A 24,890-nucleotide genomic window follows, 5' to 3' on the forward strand; every position below is an offset into this window, starting at 1 on the left:
CGCAGTTCCGCAGACGCGCCAATTGAACGCTACCAGATCGCATCGGGAGGTAAATTGCATACCCCTGTCAGGCGAGCATCGTTCGGTGACGCCTAGGTCCCGAAAAGGTCGATCTGGTCGCCCGCTTTCGGCGGGACTCGGAATTTCTCCATGGAGAGGGGCTCCCACGGCCGATCCAGGCCGAACTTCCGCTGCGCCGCCTTGAACCGCGCCGCCATCAGGTCGGCGACAGGCCCGCCGCCGCGCATCCTTTGCCTCCACTCAGGGTCGTAGTCCTTGCCGCCGCGCATCTGGCGCACCAGCGACATGACGCGGCGCGCGCGGTCGGGATGGTCGCTCTCCAGCCACTCGCGGAACAGGTCCTTGATCTCCATGGGCAGGCGCAGGGCGACGTAGCCGGCGCCGGAGGCGCCCGCCTCGGCGGCCTGTTCCAGCACGGCCTCCATCTCGTGGTCGTTGAGACCTGGGATGCAGGGGGCGAACATCACGCTCACCGGCACGCCGGCGGCGCTCAGTCCGCGCACGGCGTCCAGGCGGCGCTGGGGCGTGGCCGCCCGCGGCTCCATCGACCGCGCCAGCTTGCGGTCCAATGTGGTGATCGAGACGGCGACCCGCGCCAGACCTTCGGCGGCGGCCTCGGCCAGGAGATCGACATCGCGCAGGATCAGCGCCGACTTGGTGATCACCGTGAAGGCATGGCGGAAACGGACGAGCACCTCGATCACGCCGCGCGTCACGCGCAGGCTCCGCTCCTGCGGCTGGTAGGGATCAGTGTTGCCGCCGATGTGGATGAACTCGGGCTTGTACCTGGGCTTGGAGAGTTCCGCCTCCAGCAACTTCGCCGCCTCGGGCTTGAAGAAGAGCTTGGATTCGAAATCCAGGCCCGGCGACAGGCCCATGTAGGCGTGGGCCGGGCGCGCGTAGCAGTAGATGCAGCCGTGCTCGCAGCCCCGGTAGGGATTGATCGACGCCGAGAAGCCCACGTCGGGGCTGTCGTTGTGGCTGATGATGACCCGGGCCTTCTCGGCCGTGAGCGTGGTCTGGATCTGTCCCGGCCCGTCGTCGTCGCCCGTCCAGCCGTCGTCGAACGCCTCGCGCACCTGCGTCTCGTAGCGGCCCGTGGCGTTCGAGCGGGCGCCGCGGCCCCGGGCGGCGTTGGGGATCTGGGAGGTGAAGCCGGACGACATGGCCCGAGCATAGGGAAATGGATAGAACGAAACAAGAACTCTTGACGCCCTCCGCCGAAGCACGGTCTGACGAAACGATGCTCACGGTGATCATCGACGCGCGGGAGGGCGCGCAGGGGCTGCCGGCGCTGCTGGCCCAGCTCACCGCCGGCGCCGTCGACGGCCTGGTCCGGCAGGTCCAGATCGTGGCGGCCGAGGGCGCGCCCCAGATCGGCGCGCTGTGCGAGGAGACGGGGGCCGAGGCCCATCCGACGCTCGAAGCCGGCGCCGTGGCGGCGCGGGCCGACCAGCTCCTGATCCTGCCGGCCGACTTCCGCCTGCGCGACGGCTGGATCGGATCGCTGGAGGGCCACCTGGGCCGCGGCGGCGAGCCGGCGGTCGTCAGCGGCCTCGCCGACGTCGGATTGTTCGGCCGCCGCCCGTTCGGAGTGCTAGTCGAACGCCGCCGCCTGGAGGGGCGCCGAGGCGCCGATCTGCAGCGGTTGCGGCGCGAGCTCGGGCTGCGCGTCCGGCGCATCGGGTAGGTCGAGAGCCACGTCGACCCGCGAGGCCCCGGCCGCCAGGGCGTCAAGGGTGCGTGGCTCTTCGCCGAACAGGCGCTTGTAGGTCCAGTAGGCGGCCATGACCTTCTCGACGTAGTCGCGCGTCTCGTAGGCCGGCAGGCATTCGATGAGCAGCAAGGGATCGTCGTCGCCGACCATGGCGACGGTCTTGAGCACCGCGCCTGGTCCCCCGTTGTAGGCCGCGACCATGCGCAGGATGTCGGGCCCGACCCCGCGCCGCATCAGATAGCCCAGATACTCCTGGCCCACCTCGAGGTTCACCGCCGGATTGAGCAGGAGGCGAGGGCTCCGGCGGAAGCGCCGGTCCCCGGTGACCTGCGTCGCCGAAGCCGGGACCACCTGCATGAGGCCGAACGCGCCGGCGTGAGACCGGGCGCGGGGATTGAACCGGCTCTCCTGGCGGACGATCGCGTAAACGAGCGCGCGGTCCATGGTGAAGCCGCCGTTGGGGTGCAGCGCGGGCGCCTCATAGTCGCCCAGGGTCAGGTATCGCGGCTGGCCGGCGCGCGGCCCGATCGTGGGGCCGAGGGCGGCGATCAGCGCGTTCCAGGCCTGGCGCTCCTCGGCCGACCGGGCCAGGGCGAGACCGGTGCGAAGTTCCTGCTGGGCTTCCGCCGCGCGGCCGACCTGTGCGAGGGCGGCGGCCCGGTGCGCGCGCGGGTCCTCCTCGACGAACCGCGCCAGGCTCGGATCCGGCGCGACGTAGGCCGCCGGCGCCAGCTCGCCCGTGGGCGCGCCCGCGGCGGCCATCTCCACCTGTCGCGCCGCCAGCATGCCGTAGAACGTCTGCGGAGCCTGGGCGGCGAGGTGAAGGAAAGCGGTGGCGCTGGCGGCGTCGCCCAGAGCCGTCGAGGCCCGCGAGGCCCAGTAGGCGCCGGCGGAGCGCAGCCAGGGGTCGTCGTCCTGATCGTTGGCGACCTGGGCGAAATAGGTCTGGGCCTGGGCGTAGTCGGCCATGCGCCAGGCGGCGAGGCCCGCGATCCAGCCCTCGCCGACGTCGACCGCCAGCTTGAACGCCGTCTCGGGATCGCCGGAATAGAAGGCCTCCCGCGCGGGCCGGGTGAGCGCGCTGTCGGGCGGCTCGGTCAACGCCACCTGCGGTTCGGGCGGCGCCTCGGCTTCGGACGGCTTGCGCTTGGACGCCAGCGAGAAGACCCGCCCGGCCAGGGGCAGGTCGCGGAACCGCGCCAGCCAGCCGCAAAGTTCGTCGAAGCTGGCGGTGTGCGCCGTCGGGTGCATGAGCGCGCCGAAGGACAGATAGCCGGTGAGCGACTTGTCGCGGATCTGGGACGCCTGGAGCTGGGCGCCCACGAAGTCGCCGTCGTCCACGGCCTGGAAGGCGGCGGCGTAGGCGCGCGCGTCGGTGTCGGAGAGGGCCTTGAGCGTGTCGGCCGCCGCAACGCTGGCGATCGAGACAGCAGCGACGAGGGAGAACACCCCGACGCGCAGGCGCTTTTCGAGCGTCATGCGGCCCCCATATCCACGCGCAGGCCTAACGCCTGTTGAACGCGGGTCCTTAATTCTCGAGTCCCCGGAGGCGGAGGCTAGTGGGGCCGCTCGGGCCGATCAAGCCTTTCGGTCAGGGTGAGCAGGTCGGCCCACGCCCGCTTCTTCGCGCCGGGTTGGCGCAGCAGGAAGGCCGGGTGCAGGGTCGGCATGGCCGGGAGTTCCATCGCCCCGTCCGAGGCGCGCCATTCGAACCAGCGGCCCCGCATCGACAGGATGCCTTCCTCCCGCTTCAGCAGCGACTTCGCCGAGGCGCCGCCGGCCAGCAACAGCATCTTCGGCCGCACCAGCGCGATGATGCGTTCGAGGAACGGCGCGCAGACCGCCTGCTCGGCCGGTGTCGGCGTGCGGTTGCCCGGCGGACGCCAGAAGACGGTGTTGGTGATGAACACGCGGTCCTCCAGGCCCGCGGCCGCCACCATCCGATCGAGCAGTTTTCCGGCGCGGCCCACGAAGGGCTTGCCCTGGATATCCTCCTCGGCGCCCGGGCCTTCGCCGATCACCATGACCGGCGCCTGCGGATCGCCACGATAGACCACCGCCTTGGTGGCCGCGCCCTCGAAGCGCAGGGGGCAGCCCTCGAACGCGGCGATGGCGGCCACCAGGGCGTCGAGGTCGGCCGCGGCCGCGGCGGCCGCCTTCGCCTGGGCGACCGCGCCGGAGATGTCGGGCTGGCCGGCGCGCGCGACGGGCGCCACCGGCGCGGCGATCGGCGCCGGCCGCGGGGGCGGGGCGATCTTCCCGGCCTCGATCCTGTCGAGGGGCGCGTCCAGCAGCATGGCGTCGACCCCCGCATCCGCCCAGAAGGCGAGCAGGCTTTCGGCGAGGCGGCTGTCGGGGCCGTCGGCGGCCGGCGGCATGGCGGCTGTTCACTCCGGTCGAGGCTTGCGCCACTCTTCGCCCGAAGCGGCGCGCTTGTCAGCCCGTGACCGCAAGGAGAGACCGCAAATGCGCATGAGGACGGCCGCGGGCCTGCTGGCGGGACTGGCGATGGCGCTCGCCGGCCCGGCCGTTGCGCAGGTCAGCCGCGCCGAGCGCGCGCAACAGGCCCAGATCCTCCAGGCGGCGGGCGGCGCCTACGAAGGCCCGCAGTCGGAGTATGTCTCGCGGATCGGCGAGCGGATGGCCGAGGCGGCGGGCCTGGGCGGGCGCTGCGCCTTCACCATCGTCGACAATCCGGCCGTCAATGCTTTCGCCGCTCCGCCGGGCTGCCACATCTATATCACCCGCGGCCTGCTGGCGGTGATGAACTCCGAGGCCGAGCTGGCCGCCGTGTTGGGCCACGAAGTCGGGCACGTGGCGGCGAACCATGCCCAGCGCCAGCAGTCCCGGGAGGCGCTGACCGGCCTGGCGGCGGCGCTGGTGGGGGCGGTGACCAAGTCGGACCTGGCGGGCGACGTGGCGGGCAAGGTCGCCAAGCTGAGCAACCTCGGCTACTCGCGCAGCCAGGAGTACGAGGCCGACAGCCTGTCGCTGCGCTACCTCCCGCTGGCCGGCTACGCCCCGCAGGCCCTGGCCGACCTGCTGGGCGACCTGGAGCGCGAGGACCAGTTCGAGGCGAGGGTGGGGCAGGGCGCGCGCGACATCCCGGTGTGGGCCAGCACCCACCCGCTCACCAGCGATCGCATCCGCCGCGCCGCGGATGCGGCGGCCATGATCCCGGTGGACCGGCCGCTGGAAATCAAGGGGCCGACCTATCTCGTGGCGATGGACGGCCTGGCCTACGGCGATGCGCTGGGCCGCAGCCTGATCGAGGGGCGGTCCTACGTGCAGCCCTGGCTGCGGCTCGCGTTCGAGGCCCCGGAGGGGTTCCGTCTCCAGGAAGCCAGCGGCGGCGTGGTGATCGCCGGGCCGGACGGGATGCGCGGGGAGTTCGCCTCGGGGACCGCGTCGGCGTCGAGGCTGGAGGACTATGCCCGCCAGGTGCTGGCCGGTGTGGCCGGCCGCACGCCGGTGGAACTCGACCCGCCCGAGCGCCGGAGGGTCAACGATCTCAACACCGTGCTGCTGGCTGCGCACGCGTGGACCCGGCAGGGGCGCATGCAGGTGACGGTGGTGGCCTTCGCCCTGGGCGCCGACCACGTCTACCACTTCGCCACCATCGCGCCGGAAGCCGAGGCGTGGCGGTTCGAGCCGATGTACGCCTCGTTCCGGCGGCTCCCGCCCGGCGAGAGGGTCGGCGGCGGTCCTCGCCGGATCGTGGTGATCCCGGTGCGCGACGGCGACACGGCCGACAGCCTTTCGGCGCGCATGGCCGGCCCCGCGCCGCTGGAGCGGTTCGAGATGCTCAACGGCCTGACGCCCGGCGAGCCGGTCGGGCCGGACCGGCTGGTCAAGCTCGTGGTGGAAGGCGACCGCTAGGGGCGGCGCCTTCCGCTCCCGCGAGTTGTCAGGCGAAGGCGCGACGCTTCTGGCGCACCATGGCCCCCGCCATGCCGAAGCCCGCGATCATCAGCGCCCAGGCCGCCGGCTCCGGCACGCCGGCGGTGAAGCCGGTCGCCGAATAGGAGACCACGTCGGGCCGGTTGACGTCGGCCGGGCCGAAGATGGGGAGAATTTCGCCCGGCGTCGTGTCGGTCGGCGTCGAGGTGCCGACTTCGAAGGCGCTGTTGAGCACGACGTTCAGGACCCACTGGTCGAAGATCAGCCCCGGCGTCAGCGCGAGGCTGTTGGTGCCGATGTGGACCTCGGACACGTTTTCGTTGCCCGACGTGGAAAACACCGACGCGCCGTCGTTGAAGAGCGTCAGGGTGAAGTCGACGTTCCGGTCGGCGGATTCGTTGGTGGGCAGGGCGATCAGCGGGAAGACTTCGTCGGCGGTCAGCACCTTCCACTCGCCGGCGCCGTCGGCGGTCAGCGTGTAGGTGAAGTCGTCGCCGGCGAACATCGTCGTGGAGAGGATGTCGTCGCTGCCGAGGTCCTGGACCCCGACACCGCCGCCGCTGTAGGTGACGTTGAAAAAGTAGCTGTCGGCGTTGGCCGCCGACGCGCAAAGCGCCGACGCCAGGACGGCGCCTGCAAGCAGATGAATCTTCATTGGATTGAACCCCCGGTGACAGTTTCCGTGTCTATGGGAAGCAATCCGTGTCCATCGCTTCGCGAGCATTGAACGGGCGGCCGCGGAAATGGGCAAGGCGGCTCGCGCGCGGGGCGAACTCGCGCCCCGGATGTCGCCCTATCCGGGTGCGCGGGCGCCGGCCGGCGCCTTGACGCGGCGGCCCGCCATGGTCGCCAATCGCGGACGCGCAGCGGAATAGGACGCCGACTTGCCGATCGCCTGGATTTCGTTCGTCGCCTTGGCCGCCGTGATCGCCGTTTCCGGCTTCTGGCTGCTGCAGTTCGGCGACGTGATCGCCGAACGCACGGGCCTGTCCGGCAGCTGGATCGGCCTGGCGCTGGTGGCGACCGTCACTTCGCTTCCCGAGATCGTCACCGGGGTCAGCGCCGTGCGCATCACCGGCGCGCCGGACCTCGCCATCGGCGACGCGCTGGGCAGCTGCGTCTTCAACCTCGCCCTGCTGAGCGTCATGGATCTCGCCTACCGGCCGGCCTGCATGTTCACGCGGGCCTCGCAGGGTCATGCGCTGTCGGCGGGCTACAGTGTCGTGCTTCTCAGCCTGGTCGGGCTGAGCCTGGTGGCGCCGGCCGCGTCGTGGGGCCTGCCGGTCAGCCCGGTCACCCTCGCGATCGCGCCGATCTACCTGTTGGCGCTTCGAACGATCTTCACCTATGAGCGCCGCGCGCTGATCGAGCCGCCCGAGCCGGCCGCCGCGCGATACCCCGAGATCACGCTTCCGAGGGCGGTGGCCGGCTATCTGGTCTGCGCCGCCTTCGTCGTGGCGGCGGGCGTCTTCCTGCCCGGCGCAGCGGAGCGGCTCGCCGAGGCCATGGGGTGGAGCCGCACGCTGGTCGGCACGCTGTTCCTCGCGGCGGCGACCTCATTGCCGGAACTGGTCGTGACCCTGTCGGCCGTGAGGATCGGAGTGGTCGACATGGCCGTCGCCGCGCTCCTGGGCAGCAACCTCTTCAACATGATGGCGCTGGTGGTGGACGACGTGGCCTACGTCGAGGGGCCGCTGTTCGGCGCCGCCTCGCCACACCATCTCGCCACCGTCATCACCGCGCTGCTGATGACCGGGCTGGTGACGGCGGGCCTGATCTATCGGCCGGCGTCCCGACCCGCCGGCATGATGAGCTGGGTGAGTTTGGCCCTGCTCGCGGCCTATGGCCTCAACGCCTACCTGCTGTTCGCGCAGGCCGGGACTTGATCCTGGTCATGGCGGGCCGCCGCCATGGCCCGCAGGTTTGGACATGGCCGTCCGGAGGTGTGCGATGGACTACCGAACCCTGCTCGTCCATGTGGACTCGACCGCGGAGGGAGCCTCGCGCCTGCGAAACGCGGCGCAACTGGCCCAGCGGCTGGACGCGGCGCTGATCGGCGTCGGCGCGGTCGAATTCAACCCGATGCCCGATCGCACGGGCATGGCCGGCAAGTACCTCAAGGCGTGGATCGACGAGGAGCTCGCGGCCGCCGAGGCCATGTTCCGAGAGGCGACGCCGGACCTGAGGGAGGCCGTCTGGCGCAGGGAGGCGCGCCGCCCCGCGCAGGCCCTCGCGGACGCCGCGTGCGGAGCCGACCTGATCGTCGCGAGCCGCGCGGCCGAGATGGACGCCCCGGAGGCGTTCGCCCGCCCCGACGATCTGGTTCTCGCCGCCGGCGCGCCTGTGCTGGTCCAACCGCTGGATGCGTCGCCGCTCGACGCCGAGCGGGTGATCGTCGGCTGGAAGAACACCCGGGAGGCGCGGCGCGCGGTCTGGGACGCCCTGCCGCTGCTGGAGCGCGCCACGGAGGTGCGGGTCGTGCGCTTCGTGCCGGAGCTCCCGGCGGGCGCCGACGACGGGCTTGAGGACGTGGTGCGCCGCCTGCAGCGCCACGGGGTGGCCGCCGTCGCCGATCGCCGCCTGCGCGAACGCCGCCGTGTCGCCGACGACCTGCTCGGGGCCGCCGAGGCGGCGGGCGCCGACCTGATCGTCACGGGCGCTTACGGCAGCCCCCGCGCCCGGGAGCTGATCCTGGGGGGCGTCACGAGCGGCCTGCTAGGCTCGGCCAAGGTCCACGTGCTGTTCAGCCACTGACGCGCCCGCGACGCCACAACACCCGTCGAATGCGCCGGCCTGCAGGCGGGATCGCCCGCTTCGCGCTTGACCGCCGTAGTGTGACATCCCGATAAGACCCCGAAGGATAGGGGCTCCGGCCAATGGCCGGGATGCGCCGCGAGGCGGAGGGGAACGCAATGAGCGAAGGCGTCCAGCGGGAAGCGATGGAATACGACGTCGTGATCGTCGGCGCCGGGCCATCGGGCCTCGCCGCGGCGATCCGGCTGAAGCAGATCAACGCCGATCTGACCGTGGCGGTGCTGGAGAAGGGCGCCGAGGTGGGCGCGCACATCCTGTCGGGCGCCGTGATCGATCCGAAGGCGCTCTCCGAGCTGATCCCCGACTGGAAGGCCCAGGGCGCGCCGCTGGAGACGCCGGTCGCCAAGGACGTCTTCCTGCTGCTGGGCGAGGCGGGCAGCCTGGAACTGCCCATGTGGGCGATGCCGCCCTTCATGAACAACCACGGCAACTACATCGCCAGCCTGGGCAACGTCTGCCGCTGGCTCGGCCAGCAGGCCGAGGCGCTGGGCGTCGAGATCTATCCGGGCATGGCCGCCTCGGCCCCGGTGTTCGACGGCGACACCCTGGTGGGCGTGGTGGCCGGCGAGTTCGGCATCGGCAAGGACGGCAAGCCGGGTCCCAGCTATGAGCCGGGCATCGAGCTGCGCGGCAAGTACGTGCTCATCGGCGAGGGCGTGCGCGGCTCGCTCTCCAAGGTGCTGCGCAAGAAGTACGGCCTGAACGACGGGGCCGACGCCGAGAAGTACGGCATCGGCATCAAAGAGCTGTGGCAGGTGCCGGACGCGGTGTTCCAGCCCGGGCTGGTGCAGCACACCACCGGCTGGCCGCTGGACGACAAGACCGGCGGCGGCAGCTTCCTCTATCACTTCGGCGACAACTACGTGGCGATCGGCTTCGTCACCCACCTGAACTACAAGAACCCCTGGCTCTCGCCGTTCGACGAGTTCCAGCGCTTCAAGCACCACCCGGACGTCTCGCGGCATCTGGAGGGCGGCAAGCGCATCGCCTACGGCGCGCGGGCCATCAGCGAGGGCGGCCTGCAGTCGATCCCGAAGCTCTACTTCCCCGGCGGCGTCCTGCTGGGCGACAGCGCGGGCTTCGTGAACGTGCCGCGGATCAAGGGCAGCCACGCCGCGATCAAGAGCGGGATGATGGCCGCCGAGGCCGCCGCCGAGGCCATCGCGGCCGGTCGCTCGGGCGACGAACTGGCGGCCTACAAGGACGCGTTCGATCACTCGTGGCTCAAGAAGGAGCTGAACCTCGTCCGCAACGCCAAGCCGATCCTGTCGAAGTTCGGGACGGCCCTGGGCGGCGCCGTCAGCATGTTCGACATGTGGACGACGAGCCTGCTCGGCGGCTTCTCGTTCTTCGGCACGATGAAGCACGGCAAGACCGACGCGGCCTCGACGGGCGATGCGAAGGACTACAAGCCGATCGTCTATCCGAAGCCCGACGGCGTGCTGAGCTTCGACAAGCTGTCGAGCGTGTTCCTGTCGAACACGAACCATGACGAGAACCAGCCGGCGCACCTGCACCTGCGCGATCCGTCGGTGCCGATCTCGGTGAACCTGCCGAAGTACGGCGAGCCCGCGCGGCTCTACTGCCCGGCCGGCGTCTACGAGGTGCTGTACGACGACAACGGCCAGAACCCGAAGTTCCAGATCAACTTCCAGAACTGCGTCCACTGCAAGACCTGCGATATCAAGGATCCGTCGCAGAACATCGACTGGACGACGCCGCAGGGCGGCGACGGGCCCAACTACCCGAACATGTGACGAAATCGGGCGCCGTGCGGCGACGCGGAGCTTGCCGCGGACGCCGCGCACGCCCAGAGTCCGGGCCATGCGTCGTATCCTTCTCGCCGCCAGCGCGCCCCTGCTCCTGCTGGGCGCCTGCGCCACCGTCCCGCCCGCCTCGTCCCAACCCGCCGCCGAAGCCGCCGCCGACAGCGCCTACGGCATGTTCCTCGCCGGCAGCGCGGCGCTGAGCAACGGCCGGCCAGGCGAGGCGGCGAAGTTCCTCGATCTCGCGCGCGCCGAGAGCGGCGACGAGCCGGCGGTGGCCGAACGGGCCTTCACCGCGGCCCTGATGGCCGGCGACATCGACCACGCCGCCGAACTGGCCCCGGACGGCCCGAACGCGTCCGAGCCCGGCAAGCGGCTGGGGCGGCTGGTGAAGGTGGTGGCCGACCTCGCCAACGGCCGTGGCAAGGCGGCGAAGGACGAGCTGACGGGCGAGAGCATCGGCTTCCCGCACCGCGCCGCCGCGGCGCTGTTGGGCCCCTGGGTGGCGGCCGCGGCCGGGGACACGGAAGGCTCCATCGTGCGGCCGCAACTGCGGGGCGACGGCGGCGTCGACTATTTCGGCCAGATCGGCCAGGCCCACCTCTTCGAACGCGCCCGGCGCTTCGACGAGGCCGAGACCGACTACAAGCTGGTGACCGGCGGGGACAATCCCAGCGAGATCGCCGTGCTGGCCTATGGCGGCTTCCTGGAGCGGCGCGGCCGGCGGGCGGAGGCGGTGGCGCTCTACGACGCCGCCCTGGGGCGCAATCCCGAGAGCGTCGCCCTCAAGGCCGCGCGGGCGAGGGCGGCGGCCGGCAAGACCGCGCCGGCGACGCCGACGATCCGGGAGGGGGCCGCTTTCGCGCTGCTGGCGCCGGCCGCCACCATGATCAGCGCCAAGCAGGACCAGATCGGGCTTGCCTATCTGCGCCTCGCGCTGCGCCTCGATCCGGAACGCAACGACGCGTGGCTGATGCTGGGCGACGTGCTGCAGCAGGCCGACGACGCCGAAGGCGCGCGCCTGGCCTACGGGCGCCCCAAGCCGGGCTCGCCGGAGTATCCGGCCGCCCAGGCCAAGCTGGCCTGGAGCTACCAGCGCGAGGGCGACAAGGAGACGGCCCTGAAGCTGGCCCGCAACGCCGCGGCCTCGGGCGATTCCGACGCGCGGATGGTGCTGTCCGACCTGCTGCGAGCCGACTACAAGTACGAGGAGGCGATCAAGCTGCTCGACACGCTGATCGCCGAGCAGAAGACGCCCGACTGGACGCTCTACTACGCCCGCGGGCAGGCCTATGAGCGTCAGGGCCAGTGGCCGCCCGCGGAGAAGGACCTCTCCAAGGCGCTGGAACTGCGGCCCGACGAGCCGGAGCTGCTGAACTATCTTGGCTATGCCTGGATCGACCGCGGCGAAAACCTCAAGACGGCGCTGGGGATGGTCGAGAAGGCGGTGGCGGCCAATCCGCGCTCGGGCGCGATCGTCGACAGCCTCGGCTGGGCGCATTATCGCCTGGGCGACTACAAGAAGGCCGTGGAGATCCTGGAGCAGGCGGTCGAACTCGAGGCCGGCGACCCTGAGATCAACAACCACCTCGGCGACGCCTATTGGATGGTGGGTCGCAAGGACGAGGCCGATTTCCAGTGGCGGCGCGTGCTGACGCTGAAGCCGGACGACAACGTCAGGGCCGACGCCGAGCGGAAGCTCGCCTCCGGGCTCGGCCCCGCGCCGCGGCTTGCCGGACAGTAGGCATGCCCACGGCGCTGGCGCCGGCCAAGATCAACCTGTTCCTGCACGTGGGCGCGCCGGGCGATGACGGCTATCACCCGGTCTGCAGCCTGATGGCGTTCGCTGATGTCGGCGACCGGGTGAGCATCGAGCTGGGGGAGGGGCGGCTGACGGTGTCCGGGCCATTCGCGGGCGCGTTGGGCCGGGAGACCGACAACCTGATCTTCAAGGCGGTCCGGGCTTTCGTCGACGAACTGGGCCGGCCGATGGCCGAGCTGTCGATGTCGCTCGACAAACGCCTGCCGGTGGCCGCGGGCCTGGGCGGCGGGTCCAGCGACGCCGGCGCCGTGCTGCGCCTGATCCGCGACGTGTTCGCGCCACAGATCGATGACGCGCGCCTGGAACGAGTCGCCGCCCGGCTAGGAGCGGACGGCGCGGCCTGCCTGTGGGGCCGGCCGGTGCTGGCCGAGGGCAGGGGCGAGCGGCTCTCCCCGGCGCCGGGCTTGCCGCCGCTGGACGTCGTGCTCGTCAATCCGGGCGTGCCGGTCTCGACGCCGGAGGTCTATCGCCGCCTCGACGGGATCGGCGCGTTCGGCGACGTGACCCCGCCGCCGATGCCCGAGGCCTTCGAAACGCCGCAGGAACTGGCCGCCTGGCTGACCGGGCTCCGCAACGATCTGGAGGCGCCGGCGGTGGCCGTCGCGCCGGAGGTGGGCGTGGTGCTGGAGGCCCTGCGCGGCGAGCCCGAAGCGCTGCTGGCGCGGGTCTCGGGCTCGGGCGGAACCTGCTTCGCGCTCTGCGCCGACGACCTTGCGGCCGAGACGCTGGCCGAGCGGATCGAGGCGCTGGCTCCGCGATGGTGGGTGCGGCGCGGCCGCCTGGGCGGCCCCTGGAACTAGAGCGCGTTAGGCGAAAGTGTGAGCGGTTTCGCCGCTCGAACGCGCTCCATACCTTTGAATCTCGAGCGCGATTCAGCCGTCAGGTGATTCCACCTGACCCCATCGCGCTCTGGGCCAAAAGAAAACGGGGGCCCGAAAGGACCCCCGTCTCCATCCCAGGGACGCCCGGCCGCATGGACCCGGGCGTCCTCTCCCCCAGAACTACTCGTGAAGGGCTTCGCCGTGGAGGGCCAGGTCGAGGCCTTCCACTTCGCCTTCCTCGCTGACCCGCAGGCCGGTGGTGAACTTGCAGACCATCAGGATCACGAAGCTCACCGCGCCCGACCACACGATCGTGGCGCTGACGCCCATGAGCTGCTTCACGATCGAGGCGCCTTCACCGGCGCTGTTGATCGCCTTGTCGGCCAGCAGGCCGGTCAGGAGAGCGCCCGTGATGCCGGCGATGCCGTGCACGCCGAAGGCGTCCAGGCTGTCGTCGTACTTGAAGGCCTTCTTGATCCAGACCGCGCCGGCATAGCCCGCCACGCCGCCGGCCAGGCCGACGAGCAGCGCGCCCTGCGGGTTCACGAAGCCGGCGGCCGGGGTGATGGCGACGAGGCCGGCGACGGCGCCCGAGGCCAGACCCAGCATGCCGGGCTTCTTCCGCTCGATCCATTCCACGGTCATCCAGGCCAGCGCCGCCGCGGCGGTGGCGACCTGGGTGTTCAGCATGGCGGCCGAGGCCAGGCCGTCAGCGGCCCATTCCGAACCGGCGTTGAAGCCGAACCAGCCGACCCACAAGAGGCTGGCGCCCACCATCGTGAAGACCAGGTTGTTCGGCGCCATGTTCTCCGAGCCGTAGCCTTTGCGCGGTCCGAGCACGAGGGCGCAGACGAGGCCCGCGACGCCGGCGTTGATGTGCACCACCGTGCCGCCCGCGAAGTCGAGGACGCCCAGGCCGCCCAGCCAGCCGCCGCCCCACACCCAGTGGCAGATCGGCGCGTAGACGAAGATCGACCACAGGACCATGAAGAGCAGCATGGCCGAGAACTTCATGCGCTCGGCGAAAGCGCCGGCGATCAGGGCCGGGGTGATGATCGCGAAGGTCATCTGGTAGACGACCCAGAGGAACTCGGGCAGCTGCGGCGCCGACGCGAACGCGGTGTCGATCGTCACGCCCTTCAGGAAGATGAGCGAGAAGCTGCCGACGTACTTGTTGAGCCCCTCGGAGGGGTTCACGCCGAAGGACATGCCGTAGGTGATGCCCATCCAGACGAGCGTCACCACGCAGGTGATGGCGAACGACTGGGCCACCGTGGCGATGAAGTTCTTCTTCCGCACCATGCCGCCGTAGAACAGCGCCAGGCCCGGGACCGTCATCATCAGCACGAGGGCGGTCGAGGTCAGGATCCAGGCTGCGGCGCCGCCGTCCAGCTCCAGCTTCTTCTGGTGAGCCATCAGCACCGGTTCCGGCGCTGCGGGCTCGGCCGCTTCCGAGGCCGTCGCAGGCGCTTCCGCCGGGGTGGCCGTCACCGCACCGGCGTCGGGCGCCGGAGCCGCCTCAGGCGCGGCCGCTTCGGCCGCGGGCGGCGCGGCCGCCTCCTGTGCAAACGCCACGGACGCCAACGGCGCCCCGGCGACCACGGCGGCGAGCATCAGTCCCGCCAGCCGCTTTTTCCCAAAGAAATTCATGAGTTAATCCCCTTGTCCCGTCTCGCTAGAGCGCCGCGGCGCCTGTCTCGCCCGTCCGGATGCGCACCGCCTCCGAGACGTCGAGGACGAAGATCTTTCCGTCGCCGATCTTGCCGGTGGCGGCTGCGGCCTTGATGGCCTCCACCGCCTTGCCCGCCGCGGCGTCGTCGACGACCGCCTCGAGCTTCACCTTGGGCAGGAAGTTGATCTGGTACTCCGCCCCCCGATAGATCTCGGTCTGACCCTTTTGCCGGCCATATCCCTTGACCTCCGAGACCGTCAGACCCTCCACGCCGGCGGCGACGAGCGCTTCGCGCACATCGTCCAGCTTGAAGGGTTTGACGATCGCCATGATGAGTTTCATCCGCTCGCTCCCGCGTCCGGCCCTGAGGGCGGGCCTACCCCTCTCGATTGCTCAAAGACCGCCGCAAATCGTCTTGCAGTCCCCGTTGGCGGCGGTCGGTCGAACGCTACGGTGGGAGGTCGCGGGGCACGGCCCGTCGGCTTGACAGTTTGTTGAAGAAGCCTCGGCCCGCTCAATTGTTGGGCGCCTCATGGCGTTGGCGCCGTCAAATGCGGCAAAATGTGGTGTCCAGAGGGGGGGTGGCGCCCTTGACGTGTCCGCTCACCGTCGTAAATCCGGCGCTTTCCGCTCCTAGTCTCATCGCAACGCGAGACTGGAAACCGCGCCCGCTTCTTCAGCTCGGCCGTTCAGGCGCGCCGAGGGGCCATCATTTTGAACCGCAAGGATACTGAATGTCGCTGACCCGCTTTCTCACCGCCGCCGCCGTCGCCGCTCTGATCGCGACGCCGGCCTTCGCCCAGGACCAGGCCGCCACCGCCGCCTCGCCCCCGGCCGCGGCCGCGGCCAAGCCGGTCGTGGTGAACGGCGATCTCGTCGACACCCTGAAGCTGTCGGGTCAGTTCACGACGTTCGTGAAGGGCATCGACGCCACCAACCTCGCCGGCCTGCTGAAGAGCAACCAGTACCACCTGACCGTCTTCGCCCCGACTGACGCGGCCTTCGCCGAGATGCCGGCCGACAAGCTGGCGGCGCTCCAGTCCGACAAGACGGCGATGCAGCACTTCATCCTGCACCACATCGTCAACGCGCCGATCCCGTCGTCGAAGATCAAGGGGGCCAAGGGGCCGGTCCCGTCGGCCGCGGGCGACACCATCATGCTGGACGGCAGCGATGAGGGCGGCGCGCTGAAGGTCGATGGGGCCACCATCGTCCAGCCCGACCTGCAGACCTCCACCGCCCTGCTGCAGGTGGTCGACCACGTGCTGGTCCACGGCGAAGGCGCGCCGGCCGAACCGGCGGCGGCCGACGCTTCCACCACCGCCCCGGCGAATCCCGGCGCCTGATCGGGAACCATCCGGCGTCTGAACCGTAAGAGCTTCAGCACACATCGGGAGGGGCGTGGGGACCACGCAACCACCGGAGTTCTGATCATGAAGCTCTTACATTTCGCCACCGCGACGGCCGTCGCCGCGCTTCTGGGCGGCGCGGCCTTCGCGCAGCAGGACCAACCGGTCACCTCGACGGGCGCGCCGCTGCCCGGCTCGGTGACGGGCGACTGGAACGGCGCCCACGCGCCGCCGGACGACAAGCAGTACACCGACACCGTGAAGGTCCAGACGGGCGCGGACGCGGAGACGGCGACGCCGCCGCCCGCCGCCGCGTCCGGCCTGGCGGTCAACCCGCCGCTGCCGTCGACGCCTTCGGTGAGCGAGTACTCGCAGCCGACCGCGACGGTGACGAACCTGACCGTGACCAACGGGCCGATCCCCGACACGCCGGAGAACCGGGCCAAGTACGGCGGGCCGCGTTCGCACGCCGGCAAGATGACGAAGCCGGCGGGCAACTGAACACCCGTTTGACTGGTTGAAGCGAAGGTCGGCGGGCCCTATGGTCCGCCGGCTTTTTTTGCGCCTGCGAACGCCCACGATTTCGAACCCCCCGATGCCTGACCAACCGCTTTCGTTTCAGGGCCTGATCCTGAAGCTCCACGACTATTGGAGCCGCCAGGGCTGCGCGATCCTGCAACCCTATGACGTCGAGGTCGGCGCGGGGACGCTTTCGCCGATGACGGTGCTTCGTACGCTGGGCCCCAAGCCCTGGAAGGTGGCCTATGTGCAGCCTTCGCGACGGCCGGCCGACGGCCGCTATGGCGAGAACCCCAACCGGCTGCACCAGCACCATCAGTACCAGGTGATCCTGAAGCCCAATCCCGAGAACCTGCAGGAGCTCTATCTGGGCTGCCTGGAGGCGATCGGCATCGATCCCCGCGTGCACGACATCCGCTTCGTGGAGGACGATTGGGAGAACCCCACCGTCGGCGCCTGGGGCCTCGGCTGGGAGGTCTGGTGCGACGGGATGGAGATCACCCAGTACACCTACTTCCAGCAGGTGGGCGGGCTCGACGTGTTCCCGGTGGCCGGCGAGCTGACCATCGGCCTGGAGCGGCTGAGCCTCTATCTGCAGGACAAGGACAACGTCTACGATCTGCGGTTCAACGACGAGTTCCGCTACGGCGACATCTACCTCGCCAACGAGCAGCAGTTCTCGGCGTTCGAGCTGGAGGTGGCGGACGTGGCCACCTGCAAGCGCCAGTTCGAGGACATGGAACGCGAGGTGCCGCGCATCCTGGCCGCCAGGGGGCGCCAGGGCCAGCCGCTGGCCCTGCCGGCCTACGACCACGTGTTGAAGGCCAGCCACCTCTTCAACATCATGGACGCCCGCGGCGCGATCGCCGTGGCCGAGCGCCAGAGCTACATCGGCCGTATCCGCGACCTCTGTAAGATGTGCGCCGAGGCCTGGGTCGCCGAGCAGGGCGGGAACGCGTGATGTCTCGCATGTCGTTGGTCCTTGCCGCTCTCGCGGTCGCCGCCTGCGCAGATCCGGCCGAGCCTGCCAGGGCCCAGTCGGACACGACCGTGCGGAGTTCGGCGCGCGACCCGGCCCTGGACGCCGCTCGGAAACAGGCGACGGACGCGCTGCCCGTATTCTGGGCGAAATTTAACGCTCACGCCGAGGGCTACAGCCGTTTCGCCGTCAAGGCGCTCTTCCCAACCGACGACGGCCGGGGTCAGGAAGCACTCTGGATCGCGGTGTTCGAGGTGGCCCCAGACGGAAAGGTGCGCGGCCGTCTGGCGAGCGCGCCCGAGGCCATCAAGAACCTCCAGCCAGGCCAGCCGGTCGAGTTCCAACCCTCGCGTATCGTCGACTGGCAATATGTGAAGGACGGCCGCGCCTATGGGCACTTCTCCACGCGCGCGATGATGAGCAGGGTTTCCGCGGCCGAACGCGCCGAAGCCTCGGCCTTCCTCGCCCCGACCCCGCTCGAGGCCGGCGACCACTGATGCCCCAGTTGCTTCTCGAACTCCTCAGCGAGGAAATCCCCGCGCGCATGCAGGCGAACGCCGCCCGCGACCTGGAGCGCATGGTCCGCGAGCGCCTGGCCGCTGAGGGGCTGCTGCCCGAGGCGCTGACCGCCTTCGCCGGCGCGCGGCGCCTGACGCTGGCGGCCGAGGGCCTGCCCGCGGCCCAGGCCGACCGCCATGAGGAGCTGAAGGGCCCACGCACCAGCGCGCCCGAGCAGGCGCTGGAGGGCTTCCTGCGCAAGACGGGCCTCTCCAAGGATCAGCTCGTCGAGAAGGACGGGGTCTGGTTCGCTGCCGTCCATAAGCCCGGCAAGCCGACCTCGGAGATCGTCGCGGCGGTCGTCGAGGACGTGATCCGCAACTTCCCCTGGCCGAAGTCGATGGTCTCGGGCGTCTCGAAGCTGCGCTGGGTGCGGCCGCTGCGGCGCATCCTCTGCGTCTTCGACGGCGAGATCGTGCCGCTGAACGTCGACGGCATCGAGAGCGGCGACACGACCGAGGGCCACCGCTTCATGGGCTCGGGCCAGCCGTTCAAGGCGCGCGACTTCGAGACCTACGCCGACAAGCTGGCCAAGCACTACGTCGTGCTGGATCCCGATGAGCGGAAGGCGCGCATCCTCGACGCGGCCCGCACCCTCTGCTTCGCCCGCAACCTGGAACTGGTCGAGGACCAGGGCCTGCTGGACGAGGTGGCCGGCCTCGTGGAATGGCCCGTGCCGGTGCTGGGCGACATGGACCCGGCCTTCCTCGATCTGCCCGCCGAGGTGATCCGCACCTCCATGCGCGTGCACCAGCGCTACTTCGCGGTGCGCGACCCGCGGAACGGCAAGCTGGCGCCCCACTTCATCACCGTGGCCAACATCGACGCCACCGACGGCGGCAAGACGATCGCCAAGGGCAACGCCAAGGTGCTGTCGGCCCGCCTGGCCGACGCGCGGTTCTTCTGGGAGGAGGACAAGCGCGTCCGCCTTGAGGATCGGCTGGAGAAGCTGAAGGGCGTCACCTTCCACGCCAAGCTGGGCACGATGTACGACCGCGTGCAGCGGATCGTCAGCCTGGCCGAACAGCTCGCCCCCTATCTGGGCGACGACGCCGTGCGCTCCAAGGCGGCCGAGGCCGCCAGCCTCTGCAAGTCGGACCTCGTCTCGGGCGTAGTGGGCGAGTTCCCCGAACTGCAGGGCGTCATGGGCGGCTACTACGCCCAGCACGAGGGCCTGGACCCCGAAGTGGTCGAGGCGATCCGCGACCACTACCGCCCGCAGGGCCCCAGCGACGCGGTCCCGACCACGCCGGCCGCCGCCACCGTGGCCCTGGCCGACAAGCTGGACACGCTGGTGAGCTTCTTCGCCATCGGCGAGAAGCCGACCGGCTCGCGCGACCCCTTCGCCCTGCGCCGCGCGGCCCTGGGCGTGATCCGGATCGTGCTGGCGACGGGCGTGCGCCTGCCGCTCAAATCGTCCGTCTCCGACGAACTGCTCGCCTTCTTCGCCGACCGCCTGAAGGTCCAGCTTCGCGACGACGGCCAGCGGCACGATCTGGTCGACGCGGTGTTCGCGCTGGGCGACGACGACCTCGTGCGGATCGTGGCGCGGGTGCAGGCGCTGGCCGCCTTCCTCACGACGGAGGATGGCGCGAACCTGCTGGCCGGGTACAAGCGCGCCGTGAATATCCTGAAGGCCGAGGAGAAGAAGGGACCGCTGCCCACCGGCGCGCCCAGGCCCGCGAACCCGGAGCCCGAGGAGCGGGACCTGATCGCGGCGGTCGAGACGGCGCAAGGCGAGCTGGGCGCGATGCTGGCCCGCGAGGATTTCGCCGGGGCGATGACGGCTCTGGCGGCGCTTCGTGCGCCCGTCGACGCCTTCTTCGACAAGGTGTTAGTGAATTCGGATGTACCGGAAGAGCGGGAAAACCGCCTGCGCCTTTTGGCGACGGTCAAGGACGCCATGGGCCAGGTGGCGGACTTCTCTCAGATCACTGGCTGACGAGGGACTGCGAAGACGATGGCCGAGACGATGGTGAAGACGCGTTGGGTCTATGCCTTCGGCGGGGGGGCGGCCGACGGCGATGCGTCGATGAAGAACCTGCTGGGCGGCAAGGGCGCCAACCTGGCGGAGATGTCGTCGCTGGGCCTGCCGGTGCCGCCGGGCTTCACCATCACCACCGAGGCCTGCACCCACTACTACGCCAACGGCCGCAGCTATCCGGCCGAGCTGGAGGCGCAGGTCGCCACCGGCCTGGCCAAGGTGGAGGAGCTGACCGGCAAGAGCTTCGGTGACGCGGCCAATCCGCTGCTGGTGTCGGTGCGATCGGGCGCGCGGGCCTCGATGCCGGGCATGATGGACACCGTCCTAAACCTGGGCCTGAACGACGCGACCGTCGACGGCCTGGCCAAGCTCTCGGGCGACCGCCGCTTCGCCTTCGACAGCTACCGCCGCTTCATCCAGATGTACTCGAACGTGGTGCTGGGCCTCGACCACCACATGTTCGAGGAGATCCTCGACGACCATAAGGACCGCCTGGACGTCCACGTGGACACCGGGCTGACCGCCGAGAACTGGGAAGCCGTCGTCGCGGACTACAAGCAGGCCGTCGAGCAGGAGCTGGGCGAGCCCTTCCCGCAGGACCCGAAGGCCCAGCTCTGGGGCGCGATCGGCGCCGTGTTCGCCAGCTGGATGAACGACCGGGCCAAGTTCTACCGGCGCATGCACGACATCCCCGAAAGCTGGGGCACGGCCGTGAACGTCCAGTCGATGGTGTTCGGCAACATGGGCGACGGCTCGGCCACCGGCGTGGCCTTCACCCGCAATCCGTCGACCGGCGACAACCGGCTGTACGGCGAGTTCCTGATCAACGCCCAGGGCGAGGACGTGGTGGCGGGCATCCGCACGCCGCAGCCCCTGACCAAGGTGGCGCGCGAGGAGATGGGCGAGACCAATCCCTCGATGGAGGAGGCGCTGCCCGAGGTCTTCGCCCAGTTCAAGGAAGTCGTGGGAACGCTCGAGAAGCACTACCGCGACATGCAGGACATCGAGTTCACGGTCGAACAGGGCCGGCTCTACATGCTGCAGACCCGCAACGGGAAGCGCACGGCCAAGGCGGCGCTGAAGGTGGCGGTGGACCTCGCCAATGAAGGCCTGATCACCAAGGAAGAGGCGGTGATGCGCGTCGAGCCGGCCTCGCTCGACCAGCTGCTGCACCCCACCATCGACCCGGCCAGTCCACGCGACGTGATCGCCACCGGCCTGCCGGCCAGCCCCGGCGCGGCCACCGGCAAGGTGGTGTTCACCGCCGAGGAGGCCGAGAAGCTGGGCGGTTCGGGCGAGGCGGTGATCCTGGTGCGCGAGGAAACCTCGCCCGAGGACATCCGCGGCATGGACGCCGCCCGCGGCATCGTCACCGCCCGCGGGGGCATGACCAGCCACGCCGCGGTGGTGGCGCGCGGCATGGGCCGTCCCTGCGTCTCCGGCGCGGGCGAAATCCATATCGACGCCCGGGCCGGCGAATTCCGGGCCCGCGGCAAGACCATCCGCGCCTACGACATCGTCACCATCGACGGCTCGACCGGCGAGGTGCTGCAGGGCGCGGTGAAGATGATCGAGCCCGAGCTGTCGGGCGACTTCGGCGCGCTGATGGGCTGGGCCGACCAGGTGCGCCGGCTGAAGGTGCGCGCCAACGCCGAGACCGCGCTCGACGCCTCGACCGCCCGCCAGTTCGGCGCGGAGGGCATCGGGCTGTGCCGCACCGAGCACATGTTCTTCGACCCGGCGCGGATCGCCGCCGTGCGCGAGATGATCCTGGCCGACGACGTGGCCGGCCGGAAGGCGGCGCTCGCCAAGATCCTGCCGATGCAGCGGGCCGACTTCGTCGAGCTGTTCAAGATCATGGAAGGCCTGCCGGTCACCATCCGCCTGCTCGATCCGCCGCTGCATGAGTTCCTGCCGCACACCGAGGAGGACGTGCAGTCTGTGGCCGAGGCCACCGGGCTCGATCCGGCCAAGCTGCTGCGCCGCGCCCAGGAGATGCACGAGGTGAACCCGATGCTGGGCCACCGCGGCTGCCGGCTGGGGGTTTCGTACCCCGAGATCTACGAGATGCAGGTGCGGGCGATCATGGAGGCCGCCTGCGAGGTGGCCGCCGAGGGCCGCCCGGCGCCGATCCCGGAGATCATGCACCCGCTGGTGGCCAAGGGCGAGGAGATGAAGTTCCTCCGCGACCTCACCGACCGCACCGCCAAGGCGGTGATCGCCGAGCAGAAGCGAGAGATCGACTACAAGGTCGGCACCATGGTCGAACTGCCGCGCGCCGCGATCCGCGCCGGCGACCTGGCCGAGAACGCCGAGTTCTTCTCGTTCGGGACCAACGACCTGACCCAGACGACGTTCGGCATCAGCCGCGACGATTCCGGCCGCTTCCTGAACGCCTATATCGAGAAGGGGATCTTCGAGAAGGACCCCTTCGTCAGCCTCGACCAGGACGGCGTGGGCGACCTGATCCGCATCGCCGCCGAGCGCGGCCGCGCGGTGCGTCCCGACGTGAAGCTGGGCATCTGCGGCGAGCACGGCGGCGACCCGGCCTCGATCGACTTCTGCGAGAAGGTGGGCCTCGACTACGTGAGCTGCTCGCCCTATCGCGTGCCGATCGCCCGCCTCGCCGCGGCCCAGGCCGCCATCGGCGAGCGCGAGAAAGACCGCTAGGTCCTTCCCGGATCGGGCGGGCGAGGCGGAGGCGTCTGCGCCCCGACGGGCTCTAGGTCGTCCTGCTGGAGATCTGGATCGGATTGCCGTCGGGATCGGCGCCGTCGCACATGTCGAAGTTGGCGGTCGATGTCACGGGACCCAACCCTTTCATGCCCCGGGTGACGAGGTTCGTCCGGGCGACGGCGACATCGGCGGCGAAGAACACCAGCTTGGGCGGCCTCGCGCCGATCTTGGGGCGGCCGGCGTGCAGGGCCAGATTGCAGCCGCCGGCGTCGAATTCCACCCATCCGGGTTCATGGCCGATCGCCCGAAGGCCGATCACCTGCTCATAGAACGCCGCCAGGCGCGGTAGGTCGGCCGTGAAGACGATGATCCGGCGAAGGGCGAGCTGCATGACGTGTCCTGTTCGACGCTGCTCCCGAATAGGCCGGCAGACATTTTTTTTGGCAACGCCATTCTTGCCGTTCCCGCCGCGGTGGGCCGGGCGATCCTACCAGCTCCAGTCGGCGGCGCTCTTGCGGCAGCCCCCGTCGGACCAGCCCGTCCAGCCGCGGCCACGCACGACGCGACCGGGCCGCGCGTCGGTGGCCACGCCGTGTTCGAGCGCGAGCTGGCCGTTGACCACCACCTCGCTGACGCCGGTGGCGAGCTGCTGGGGCTTCTCGTAGGTGGCGTGGTCCTGGATCGTGGCGGGATCGAAGACCACGATGTCGGCGTAGGCGCCGGCCTTCAGCATGCCGCGGTCGTGCAGGCCGAGGTTATGGGCGGGCAGGGCGGAGAGCTTGCGCACCGCCTCGCTCAGGGTGATCCGCTTCTCGTCGCGCACATACTTGGCCAGCACCCGGGCGAAGTTGCCGTAGGCGCGCGGGTGGGTGGACGACAGGAGGAACGGGCCCTCGGGCGCCTGGCCCTCGGCGTCGGAGCCGAAGCTGACGTAGGGCAGGGCGACCTCGCGGGCGACATTCTCCTCGCTCATCAGGAAGTAGATCACCTGCACGCGGCTGCCGTCCTCGATCACCAGGTCGATGGCCGCGTCCTGGGGACTGACGCCGCGCATCCTGGCCACCTCGGCGAGGGTCTTGCCGGTCAGCGGCTTGAGCGCGGGGTTCTTGAAGCCCACCAGCAGCGTGCCCTCGGCGCCGGCGCTGCGCTGGAGGTTCTCGAACCCGGGCGTGGGCGAGCGCATCTCGGCCAGCACCTTGGCGCGGATCGTCGGGTCCTTCAGGCGGGCGATCCAGGCCTCCACGCCGCCGGCCTGCACCCAGGTGGGCATGGCCGCGTCCAGCCCCGTGGAGCCGGCGGTGTAGGTGTACATGTCGGCGGTGATCCGTTGGCCGGCGGCCCGGGCGGCCTCGATGTGGGCCAGGGCCTCGTCCAGCTTGTTCCAGTTCTCCTTGCCGCTGGCCTTGAGGTGGTAGATTTCGGCCGGCGCGCCCGATCGTCGCGAGATCTCGATCAGTTCGTCGATCGCCGGGATCAGCCGCGCGCCTTCCGAGCGCATGTGGCTGATGTACATGCCGCCGCAGCGGCCGGCCTCGGTCATCAGGGCGGCCAGTTCGTCGGTCTTGGCGAAGGTGCTGGGCGCGTAGATCAGCGACGAGCCGACGCCCATGGCGCCGTCCTCCATCGCCTTGCGGACGATGCCACGCATCCGATCGAGCTGGGCGGGCGAGGGGGCGACGTCGCCTTCGCCCAGGACGTTCACCCGCACCGTCCCGGCCCCGACGAACGACGCCACGTTCATCGACACGCCCTTCAACTCCAGGAAGCGCAGATACTCGTCCAGGGTGGTCCAGGTGATCGGGTATTTGATGTCGCCCTGACGCTGGAGTTCGAGCGCCTTCATCTGCGGCGTCAGCGGCCCCATCGACGAGCCTTCGCCCATCACCTCCAGCGTGATCCCCTGGCTCAGTTCCGACAGGCCGCGGCCATCCTGGATCAGGCTCTCGGTGGACCACGACAGCATGTTGATGAAGCCCGGCGACACCGCCTTGCCCGTGGCGTCCACCGTCCTGGCCGCCGCGCCCGCCGGGCAACCGCCGACGCACACGATCCGGTCGCCCTTCACGCCCACGTCGCCCTTGATCGGCGCCGCGCCCGAACCGTCGTAGATGTCCCCGCCGCGGATCAGCAGGTCGTAAGCCGGCGGAGCGGGGGCGGCGCCCGTCGTCAGGGCGCTGGCGAGGGCGAGGCCGGCGAGGCGAAGTTTCATGGGACTCTCCTGTCGCGGCGCAGACTAGCGCGAATTGGCCGCTGAAAAGCCTCGCCGTAGGTGATCTACTCGCCTGGGAGGGG

The 24,890-nt window shown here is 70.3% G+C and carries 21 protein-coding genes; 13 read left to right on the forward strand and 8 right to left on the reverse strand.

Annotated features, from left to right (window positions below; translation table 11 throughout):
* Nucleotides 1–92 precede the first annotated feature (92 nt).
* Nucleotides 93–1,187, reverse strand: a complete 1,095-nt coding sequence (locus GC203_RS16650; RefSeq protein ID WP_293456824.1) for a PA0069 family radical SAM protein — start codon at nucleotides 1,185–1,187, stop codon at nucleotides 93–95.
* Between the two features lie 77 nt (nucleotides 1,188–1,264).
* Here GC203_RS16650 and GC203_RS16655 point away from each other — a divergent pair, with 77 nt between their 5' ends.
* Nucleotides 1,265–1,711 carry a cell wall biosynthesis glycosyltransferase gene (locus GC203_RS16655; protein ID WP_293456827.1) on the forward strand — a complete coding sequence of 149 codons (447 nt, stop codon included), beginning with the start codon at nucleotides 1,265–1,267 and terminating at the stop codon, nucleotides 1,709–1,711.
* On the opposite strand, the gene GC203_RS16660 is transcribed toward GC203_RS16655, so the two are convergent.
* Both GC203_RS16660 and GC203_RS16665 read right to left on the reverse strand, forming a co-directional pair.
* Nucleotides 1,619–3,217: a lytic transglycosylase domain-containing protein gene (locus tag GC203_RS16660; protein WP_293456830.1), complete on the reverse strand. Its 1,599-nt coding sequence runs from the start codon at nucleotides 3,215–3,217 to the stop codon at nucleotides 1,619–1,621. The two genes, GC203_RS16655 and GC203_RS16660, sit on opposite strands and share 93 nt — an antisense overlap.
* Nucleotides 3,218–3,294: 77 nt before the next feature.
* On the reverse strand, nucleotides 3,295–4,116 hold the full coding sequence (locus GC203_RS16665; protein ID WP_293456833.1) for a uracil-DNA glycosylase: 822 nt from the start codon (nucleotides 4,114–4,116) through the stop codon (nucleotides 3,295–3,297).
* 88 nt (nucleotides 4,117–4,204) lie between these two features.
* On the opposite strand from GC203_RS16665, the gene GC203_RS16670 reads away from it, so the two are divergent.
* A complete protein-coding gene (locus GC203_RS16670) occupies nucleotides 4,205–5,617 on the forward strand; it encodes a M48 family metalloprotease (RefSeq protein WP_293456836.1) in 1,413 nt (470 codons plus the stop codon).
* Nucleotides 5,618–5,645: 28 nt separating this feature from the next.
* On the opposite strand, the gene GC203_RS16675 is transcribed toward GC203_RS16670, so the two are convergent.
* Nucleotides 5,646–6,293 (reverse strand): PEPxxWA-CTERM sorting domain-containing protein, encoded by a 648-nt coding sequence (locus GC203_RS16675; RefSeq protein WP_293456839.1) that lies wholly within the window; start codon nucleotides 6,291–6,293, stop codon nucleotides 5,646–5,648.
* A 229-nt stretch (nucleotides 6,294–6,522) separates the two neighbouring features.
* Here GC203_RS16675 and GC203_RS16680 point away from each other — a divergent pair, with 229 nt between their 5' ends.
* From GC203_RS16680 to GC203_RS16700, 5 genes are all read left to right on the forward strand, one after another.
* Nucleotides 6,523–7,524: a sodium:calcium antiporter gene (locus tag GC203_RS16680; protein WP_293456842.1), complete on the forward strand. Its 1,002-nt coding sequence runs from the start codon at nucleotides 6,523–6,525 to the stop codon at nucleotides 7,522–7,524.
* A gap of 64 nt (nucleotides 7,525–7,588) precedes the next feature.
* The gene (locus GC203_RS16685) at nucleotides 7,589–8,392 is read left to right on the forward strand and encodes a universal stress protein (RefSeq protein ID WP_293456845.1); all 804 of its coding nucleotides are present in this window, start codon (nucleotides 7,589–7,591) and stop codon (nucleotides 8,390–8,392) included.
* 158 nt (nucleotides 8,393–8,550) lie between these two features.
* Nucleotides 8,551–10,209, forward strand: coding sequence for an electron transfer flavoprotein-ubiquinone oxidoreductase (locus GC203_RS16690; protein WP_293456848.1), 1,659 nt, complete (start codon nucleotides 8,551–8,553; stop codon nucleotides 10,207–10,209).
* A gap of 67 nt (nucleotides 10,210–10,276) precedes the next feature.
* Entirely contained in the window at nucleotides 10,277–11,962 is a 1,686-nt protein-coding gene (locus tag GC203_RS16695; protein WP_293456851.1) for a tetratricopeptide repeat protein, read from the forward strand.
* Nucleotides 11,963–11,964: 2 nt separating this feature from the next.
* Nucleotides 11,965–12,840: a 4-(cytidine 5'-diphospho)-2-C-methyl-D-erythritol kinase gene (locus tag GC203_RS16700; protein ID WP_293456854.1), complete on the forward strand. Its 876-nt coding sequence runs from the start codon at nucleotides 11,965–11,967 to the stop codon at nucleotides 12,838–12,840.
* 201 nt (nucleotides 12,841–13,041) lie between these two features.
* Here the strand turns inward: GC203_RS16700 and GC203_RS16705 are convergent, their stop codons facing one another.
* Nucleotides 13,042–14,511: an ammonium transporter gene (locus GC203_RS16705; protein WP_293456857.1), complete on the reverse strand. Its 1,470-nt coding sequence runs from the start codon at nucleotides 14,509–14,511 to the stop codon at nucleotides 13,042–13,044.
* A 25-nt stretch (nucleotides 14,512–14,536) separates the two neighbouring features.
* Nucleotides 14,537–14,875 carry a P-II family nitrogen regulator gene (locus GC203_RS16710; RefSeq protein WP_293456860.1) on the reverse strand — a complete coding sequence of 113 codons (339 nt, stop codon included), beginning with the start codon at nucleotides 14,873–14,875 and terminating at the stop codon, nucleotides 14,537–14,539.
* A gap of 392 nt (nucleotides 14,876–15,267) precedes the next feature.
* Between GC203_RS16710 and GC203_RS16715 the strand changes: the two genes are divergently transcribed.
* From GC203_RS16715 to ppdK, 6 genes are all read left to right on the forward strand, one after another.
* Nucleotides 15,268–15,879, forward strand: coding sequence for a fasciclin domain-containing protein (locus GC203_RS16715; protein ID WP_293456863.1), 612 nt, complete (start codon nucleotides 15,268–15,270; stop codon nucleotides 15,877–15,879).
* Between the two features lie 87 nt (nucleotides 15,880–15,966).
* Nucleotides 15,967–16,383: a hypothetical protein gene (locus GC203_RS16720; protein WP_293456866.1), complete on the forward strand. Its 417-nt coding sequence runs from the start codon at nucleotides 15,967–15,969 to the stop codon at nucleotides 16,381–16,383.
* A 94-nt stretch (nucleotides 16,384–16,477) separates the two neighbouring features.
* On the forward strand, nucleotides 16,478–17,362 hold the full coding sequence (locus GC203_RS16725) for a glycine--tRNA ligase subunit alpha (protein ID WP_293456869.1): 885 nt from the start codon (nucleotides 16,478–16,480) through the stop codon (nucleotides 17,360–17,362).
* 8 nt (nucleotides 17,363–17,370) lie between these two features.
* Complete coding sequence (locus tag GC203_RS16730) at nucleotides 17,371–17,877, forward strand: DUF2314 domain-containing protein (protein WP_293456872.1); 507 nt, start codon at nucleotides 17,371–17,373, stop codon at nucleotides 17,875–17,877.
* Complete coding sequence (gene glyS / locus GC203_RS16735; protein WP_293456875.1) at nucleotides 17,877–19,880, forward strand: glycine--tRNA ligase subunit beta; 2,004 nt, start codon at nucleotides 17,877–17,879, stop codon at nucleotides 19,878–19,880. Before GC203_RS16730 ends, glyS begins: the two co-directional genes overlap by 1 nt.
* Before the next feature lie 18 nt (nucleotides 19,881–19,898).
* Nucleotides 19,899–22,592, forward strand: coding sequence for a pyruvate, phosphate dikinase (gene ppdK / locus GC203_RS16740; protein WP_293456879.1), 2,694 nt, complete (start codon nucleotides 19,899–19,901; stop codon nucleotides 22,590–22,592).
* A gap of 52 nt (nucleotides 22,593–22,644) precedes the next feature.
* On the opposite strand, the gene GC203_RS16745 is transcribed toward ppdK, so the two are convergent.
* Nucleotides 22,645–22,989: a VOC family protein gene (locus GC203_RS16745; protein ID WP_293456882.1), complete on the reverse strand. Its 345-nt coding sequence runs from the start codon at nucleotides 22,987–22,989 to the stop codon at nucleotides 22,645–22,647.
* 96 nt (nucleotides 22,990–23,085) lie between these two features.
* On the reverse strand, nucleotides 23,086–24,807 hold the full coding sequence (locus tag GC203_RS16750; protein WP_293456885.1) for a D-aminoacylase: 1,722 nt from the start codon (nucleotides 24,805–24,807) through the stop codon (nucleotides 23,086–23,088).
* Nucleotides 24,808–24,890 lie beyond the last annotated feature (83 nt).

Origin of the sequence: Phenylobacterium sp. (assembly GCF_016124325.1) — a bacterium.
Lineage (GTDB): Bacteria > Pseudomonadota > Alphaproteobacteria > Caulobacterales > Caulobacteraceae > Phenylobacterium.

What these genes read in the sequence shown, in the direction of transcription:
- GC203_RS16650 (WP_293456824.1), bottom strand. Translation starts at nt 1,187, where the DNA reads ATGTCGTCCGGCTTCACCTCCCAGATCCCCAACGCCGCCCGGGGCCGC.
- GC203_RS16655 (WP_293456827.1), top strand. Translation starts at nt 1,265, where the DNA reads ATGCTCACGGTGATCATCGACGCGCGGGAGGGCGCGCAGGGGCTGCCG.
- GC203_RS16660 (WP_293456830.1), bottom strand. Translation starts at nt 3,217, where the DNA reads ATGACGCTCGAAAAGCGCCTGCGCGTCGGGGTGTTCTCCCTCGTCGCT.
- GC203_RS16665 (WP_293456833.1), bottom strand. Translation starts at nt 4,116, where the DNA reads ATGCCGCCGGCCGCCGACGGCCCCGACAGCCGCCTCGCCGAAAGCCTG.
- GC203_RS16670 (WP_293456836.1), top strand. Translation starts at nt 4,205, where the DNA reads ATGCGCATGAGGACGGCCGCGGGCCTGCTGGCGGGACTGGCGATGGCG.
- GC203_RS16675 (WP_293456839.1), bottom strand. Translation starts at nt 6,293, where the DNA reads ATGAAGATTCATCTGCTTGCAGGCGCCGTCCTGGCGTCGGCGCTTTGC.
- GC203_RS16685 (WP_293456845.1), top strand. Translation starts at nt 7,589, where the DNA reads ATGGACTACCGAACCCTGCTCGTCCATGTGGACTCGACCGCGGAGGGA.
- GC203_RS16690 (WP_293456848.1), top strand. Translation starts at nt 8,551, where the DNA reads ATGAGCGAAGGCGTCCAGCGGGAAGCGATGGAATACGACGTCGTGATC.
- GC203_RS16695 (WP_293456851.1), top strand. Translation starts at nt 10,277, where the DNA reads ATGCGTCGTATCCTTCTCGCCGCCAGCGCGCCCCTGCTCCTGCTGGGC.
- GC203_RS16700 (WP_293456854.1), top strand. Translation starts at nt 11,965, where the DNA reads ATGCCCACGGCGCTGGCGCCGGCCAAGATCAACCTGTTCCTGCACGTG.
- GC203_RS16705 (WP_293456857.1), bottom strand. Translation starts at nt 14,511, where the DNA reads ATGAATTTCTTTGGGAAAAAGCGGCTGGCGGGACTGATGCTCGCCGCC.
- GC203_RS16710 (WP_293456860.1), bottom strand. Translation starts at nt 14,875, where the DNA reads ATGAAACTCATCATGGCGATCGTCAAACCCTTCAAGCTGGACGATGTG.
- GC203_RS16715 (WP_293456863.1), top strand. Translation starts at nt 15,268, where the DNA reads ATGTCGCTGACCCGCTTTCTCACCGCCGCCGCCGTCGCCGCTCTGATC.
- GC203_RS16720 (WP_293456866.1), top strand. Translation starts at nt 15,967, where the DNA reads ATGAAGCTCTTACATTTCGCCACCGCGACGGCCGTCGCCGCGCTTCTG.
- GC203_RS16725 (WP_293456869.1), top strand. Translation starts at nt 16,478, where the DNA reads ATGCCTGACCAACCGCTTTCGTTTCAGGGCCTGATCCTGAAGCTCCAC.
- GC203_RS16730 (WP_293456872.1), top strand. Translation starts at nt 17,371, where the DNA reads ATGTCGTTGGTCCTTGCCGCTCTCGCGGTCGCCGCCTGCGCAGATCCG.
- glyS (WP_293456875.1), top strand. Translation starts at nt 17,877, where the DNA reads ATGCCCCAGTTGCTTCTCGAACTCCTCAGCGAGGAAATCCCCGCGCGC.
- ppdK (WP_293456879.1), top strand. Translation starts at nt 19,899, where the DNA reads ATGGCCGAGACGATGGTGAAGACGCGTTGGGTCTATGCCTTCGGCGGG.
- GC203_RS16745 (WP_293456882.1), bottom strand. Translation starts at nt 22,989, where the DNA reads ATGCAGCTCGCCCTTCGCCGGATCATCGTCTTCACGGCCGACCTACCG.
- GC203_RS16750 (WP_293456885.1), bottom strand. Translation starts at nt 24,807, where the DNA reads ATGAAACTTCGCCTCGCCGGCCTCGCCCTCGCCAGCGCCCTGACGACG.